At 50.9% G+C, this 5828-nt stretch carries 2 tRNA genes and 3 rRNA genes; all 5 read right to left on the minus strand.

Annotated features, from left to right (window positions below):
* Positions 1 to 12 precede the first annotated feature (12 nt).
* The 5 genes from rrf to AC07PV_RS24970 all read right to left on the minus strand — a co-directional run bounded on the left by rrf (position 13) and on the right by AC07PV_RS24970 (position 5328).
* A 5S ribosomal RNA gene (rrf, locus tag AC07PV_RS24950) occupies positions 13 to 125 on the minus strand.
* A gap of 143 nt (positions 126 to 268) precedes the next feature.
* Positions 269 to 3147, minus strand: a 23S ribosomal RNA gene (locus AC07PV_RS24955).
* A gap of 371 nt (positions 3148 to 3518) precedes the next feature.
* Positions 3519 to 3594 (minus strand) — tRNA-Ala (locus AC07PV_RS24960).
* A gap of 33 nt (positions 3595 to 3627) precedes the next feature.
* Positions 3628 to 3704 (minus strand) — tRNA-Ile (locus tag AC07PV_RS24965).
* 91 nt (positions 3705 to 3795) lie between these two features.
* Positions 3796 to 5328, minus strand: a 16S ribosomal RNA gene (locus AC07PV_RS24970).
* The 16S, 23S and 5S rRNA genes sit together here with 2 tRNA genes alongside, the layout of an rRNA operon.
* Positions 5329 to 5828 lie beyond the last annotated feature (500 nt).

Genomic DNA, 5828 nt, shown 5'->3' on the forward strand with positions numbered 1-5828 from the left:
TGGGCTGTAAGAGCCTGACGATGACCTACTTTCACACGGGAACCCGCACTATCATCGGCGCAAAGTCGTTTCACTGTCCTGTTCGGGATGGGAAGGAGTGGTACCAACTTGCTATGGTCATCAGGCATAACTTGGTGCTGGGCTGTTCGCGGAACAGCCTGGCGAATTCATAGAGTTTGGAATCAGATTTTGTGTCTTTTGACTGCGTCAACTTGGCATAACAATCTTTGAGCTTTGCACACTTGCGTGTGTTGGCTATCAAAGTTATAGGGTCAAGCCGCACGAGCAATTAGTATCAGTTAGCTTAACGCATTACTGCGCTTCCACACCTGACCTATCAACGTCCTGGTCTTGAACGACTCTTTAGGGGGCTCAAGGCCCCGGCAGATCTCATCTTGAAACGAGTTTCCCGCTTAGATGCTTTCAGCGGTTATCTCTTCCACACTTAGCTACTCGGCAATGCCACTGGCGTGACAACCGATACACCAGAGGTGTGTCCACTCCGGTCCTCTCGTACTAGGAGCAGGCTTCCTCAAATCTGCAGCGCCCACGGAAGATAGGGACCAAACTGTCTCACGACGTTTTAAACCCAGCTCACGTACCTCTTTAAATGGCGAACAGCCATACCCTTGGGACCGGCTACAGCCCCAGGATGAGATGAGCCGACATCGAGGTGCCAAACACCGCCGTCGATATGAACTCTTGGGCGGTATCAGCCTGTTATCCCCAGAGTACCTTTTATCCGTTGAGCGATGGCCCTTCCATACAGAACCACCGGATCACTATGTCCTGCTTTCGCATCTGCTCGACTTGTCAGTCTCGCAGTTAAGCACGCTTATGCCATTGCACTATCGTCACGATGTCCGACCGTAACTAGCGTACCTTCGAACTCCTCCGTTACGCTTTGGGAGGAGACCGCCCCAGTCAAACTGCCTACCATGCACTGTCCCCGATCCAGATAATGGACCTAGGTTAGAACCTCAAACACACCAGGGTGGTATTTCAACGTTGGCTCCATGAGATCTAGCGACCTCACTTCAAAGCCTCCCACCTATCCTACACAGATCTGTTCAAAGTCCAATACAAAGCTACAGTAAAGGTTCATGGGGTCTTTCCGTCTTTCCGCGGGGAGATTGCATCATCACAAACATTTCAACTTCGCTGAGTCTCAGGAGGAGACAGTGTGGCCATCGTTACGCCATTCGTGCAGGTCGGAACTTACCCGACAAGGAATTTCGCTACCTTAGGACCGTTATAGTTACGGCCGCCGTTTACTGGGACTTCAATCAAGAGCTTGCACCCCATCATTTAATCTTCCAGCACCGGGCAGGCGTCACACCCTATACGTCCACTTTCGTGTTTGCAGAGTGCTGTGTTTTTATTAAACAGTCGCAGCCACCGATTTTTTGCAACCCCGTTGGGCTCGCCTTGTACAGGTTCACCTACTTGGGGCATACCTTCTCCCGAAGTTACGGTATCAATTTGCCGAGTTCCTTCTCCTGAGTTCTCTCAAGCGCCTTAGAATACTCATCTCGCGCACCAGTGTCGGTTTGCGGTACGGTCGTCAATAGCTGAAGCTTAGTGGCTTTTCCTGGAAGCAGGGTATCACTCACTTCGTCTGCAAGCAGACTCGTTATCACCCCTCATCTAAGCCCGGCGGATTTGCCTACCAGGCACGACTACAGGCTTGAACCAACATATCCAACAGTTGGCTGAGCTAACCTTCTCCGTCCCCACATCGCACTATTGATCGGTACAGGAATATTGACCTGTTTCCCATCAGCTACGCATCTCTGCCTCGCCTTAGGGGCCGACTCACTCTACGCCGATGAACGTTGCGTAGAAAACCTTGCGCTTACGGCGAGGGGGCTTTTCACCCCCTTTAACGCTACTCATGTCAGCATTCGCACTTCTGATACCTCCAGCATCCGTTACCAGACACCTTCACAGGCCTACAGAACGCTCTCCTACCACTTGCAATAAATTGCAAATCCGCAGCTTCGGTAACTGGCTTAGCCCCGTTACATCTTCCGCGCAGGACGACTCGATCAGTGAGCTATTACGCTTTCTTTAAATGATGGCTGCTTCTAAGCCAACATCCTGACTGTTTTAGCCTTCCCACTTCGTTTCCCACTTAGCCAATTTTAGGGACCTTAGCTGGCGGTCTGGGTTGTTTCCCTCTTGAGTCCGGACGTTAGCACCCGGTGCTCTGTCTCCCAAGCTGTACTCGTCGGTATTCGGAGTTTGCATAGGTTTGGTAAGTCGCCATGACCCCCTAGCCTAAACAGTGCTCTACCCCCGACGGTAATACTTGAGGCACTACCTAAATAGTTTTCGGAGAGAACCAGCTATTTCCAAGTTTGTTTAGCCTTTCACCCCTATCCACAGCTCATCCGCTAGTTTTGCAACACTAGTCGGTTCGGACCTCCAGTACCTGTTACGGCACCTTCATCCTGGCCATGGATAGATCACTTGGTTTCGGGTCTACACCCAGCGACTGATTCGCCCTATTCGGACTCGATTTCTCTACGGCTTCCCTATTCGGTTAACCTTGCCACTGAATGTAAGTCGCTGACCCATTATACAAAAGGTACGCAGTCACCCTTGCGGGCTCCTACTTTTTGTAAGCATGCGGTTTCAGGATCTATTTCACTCCCCTCCCGGGGTTCTTTTCGCCTTTCCCTCACGGTACTGGTTCACTATCGGTCGATTACGAGTATTTAGCCTTGGAGGATGGTCCCCCCATATTCAGACAGGATTTCTCGTGTCCCGCCCTACTTTTCTCTACCTTAGTACCACACGTCTGTTTTCGCATACAGGGCTATCACCTGCTATGGCCGGACTTTCCATTCCGTTTTGCTAACAGTCGTGCTATCAATAGAAGGCTCTTCCGATTTCGCTCGCCACTACTTTCGGAATCTCGGTTGATGTCTTTTCCTCGAGCTACTGAGATGTTTCAGTTCACCCGGTTCGCCTCGCATGACTATGTATTCATCATGCGATACCTCTTGCGAGGTGGGTTTCCCCATTCAGAAATCTCCGGATCAAAGCTTATTTGCCAGCTCCCCGAAGCTTATCGCAGGCTATCACGTCTTTCGTCGCCTGTAATCGCCAAGGCATCCACCACATGCTCTTAGTCACTTGACCCTATAACTTTGACGTTTCTTGCGAAACACCGCCGTCTAATCTTTCAAGGACTTGCCAGGTCTTTCACCTGACGCGTTATGCCGTAAACAACTTCAACCCTTTCGAGTTGTCATCGTATTACTTAAGAATTTCAAACTAGGTTTGAATATTCGTTTTGACGCAATCAAAAATTCTTGTTGCTAGCGGCACGGTCTGCACTAAACCTTTACGAATGTGCAGTTTCCGCTAGCAACTCTGATTCGACTCTATGAATTTTTAAAGAACAGCCGATTGATCAATCGATATTGATCAACAACAAAGAAGCCTTAACCGTTTCCAGTCAAAGCCGCTTTGGTGTTGAGTAATCTTCTTACTACCTACTACCGCAGTGTTGGTGGAGGATGACGGGATCGAACCGACGACCCCCTGCTTGCAAAGCAGGTGCTCTCCCAGCTGAGCTAATCCCCCAGTGTCCTCATACCGTATCCGTGTATTGGAATTTGGTGGGTCTAGTTGGGCTCGAACCAACGACCCCCGCCTTATCAAGACGGTGCTCTAACCAGCTGAGCTACAGACCCATTCCTCAGCTCCGCGAATCGCTTCGCAGGTCTGTGGCTTGTTCCAACAACCGATAAGTGTGGGCGTTCAATCTTGAATGCAGTTTTCCAGAAAGGAGGTGATCCAGCCGCACCTTCCGATACGGCTACCTTGTTACGACTTCACCCCAGTCACGAACCCTGCCGTGGTAATCGCCCTCCTTGCGGTTAGGCTAACTACTTCTGGCAGAACCCGCTCCCATGGTGTGACGGGCGGTGTGTACAAGACCCGGGAACGTATTCACCGCGACATTCTGATCCGCGATTACTAGCGATTCCGACTTCACGCAGTCGAGTTGCAGACTGCGATCCGGACTACGACTGGCTTTATGGGATTGGCTCCCCCTCGCGGGTTGGCAACCCTCTGTACCAGCCATTGTATGACGTGTGTAGCCCCACCTATAAGGGCCATGAGGACTTGACGTCATCCCCACCTTCCTCCGGTTTGTCACCGGCAGTCTCATTAGAGTGCCCAACTGAATGTAGCAACTAATGACAAGGGTTGCGCTCGTTGCGGGACTTAACCCAACATCTCACGACACGAGCTGACGACAGCCATGCAGCACCTGTGTTACGGTTCTCTTTCGAGCACTCCTCTATCTCTAAAGGATTCCGTACATGTCAAAGGTGGGTAAGGTTTTTCGCGTTGCATCGAATTAAACCACATCATCCACCGCTTGTGCGGGTCCCCGTCAATTCCTTTGAGTTTCAACCTTGCGGCCGTACTCCCCAGGCGGTCAACTTCACGCGTTAGCTTCGTTACTGAGTCAGTGAAGACCCAACAACCAGTTGACATCGTTTAGGGCGTGGACTACCAGGGTATCTAATCCTGTTTGCTCCCCACGCTTTCGTGCATGAGCGTCAGTACAGGTCCAGGGGATTGCCTTCGCCATCGGTGTTCCTCCGCATATCTACGCATTTCACTGCTACACGCGGAATTCCATCCCCCTCTACCGTACTCTAGCTATGCAGTCACAAATGCAGTTCCCAGGTTGAGCCCGGGGATTTCACATCTGTCTTACATAACCGCCTGCGCACGCTTTACGCCCAGTAATTCCGATTAACGCTTGCACCCTACGTATTACCGCGGCTGCTGGCACGTAGTTAGCCGGTGCTTATTCTTACGGTACCGTCATGGACCCCCTTTATTAGAAGGAGTCTTTTCGTTCCGTACAAAAGCAGTTTACAACCCGAAGGCCTTCATCCTGCACGCGGCATGGCTGGATCAGGCTTGCGCCCATTGTCCAAAATTCCCCACTGCTGCCTCCCGTAGGAGTCTGGGCCGTGTCTCAGTCCCAGTGTGGCTGGTCGTCCTCTCAGACCAGCTACAGATCGTCGGCTTGGTAAGCTTTTATCCCACCAACTACCTAATCTGCCATCGGCCGCTCCGTCCGCGCAAGGCCTTGCGGTCCCCTGCTTTCATCCGTAGATCGTATGCGGTATTAGCAAAGCTTTCGCTCCGTTATCCCCCACGATCGGGCACGTTCCGATGTATTACTCACCCGTTCGCCACTCGTCAGCATCCGAAGACCTGTTACCGTTCGACTTGCATGTGTAAGGCATGCCGCCAGCGTTCAATCTGAGCCAGGATCAAACTCTACAGTTCGATCTTGATTTTTTCGCTCTTTCGAGCAACTCATAATTAAGAATTGAAGTGAACTTCACTTCTCTCTCATGAGCGTTTGTAGTGCTAAGCACTAGTTCCAAAGAACTTGGCACTCGCCATCAAACGCCCACGCTTATCGGCTGTATATTTTTAATGAACCGGATCACTCACAAAGACCGTAGTCTTTCTTTGTTTTCCCGACTTAGCTGCGATCAGCTGAGCCTTGAATTCTAGCACAGTTTTCGAAGAACTGTCAAACTTTTGAAAACTTTTTTGTTTTCATCACCTTTCAAACTCAGCACCTTGCGGCATCCAATTCTACTCAGCGAAGCCTTGAATTATATACCGGTTTTTACACCACCTACAACCCAAAACCAAACTTTCTTCTTCCACCTTCTCAGCCCCGGCAACAACAAGGCCTAGACCCCATCATCACCCAAACCTCCAGCGCCCCGCATCTCTGCAGCACCGCCTCAGTAGCGAAGCCCTCGACTATAGCA

The organism is Acidovorax sp. GW821-FHT09A11 (assembly GCF_059418365.1).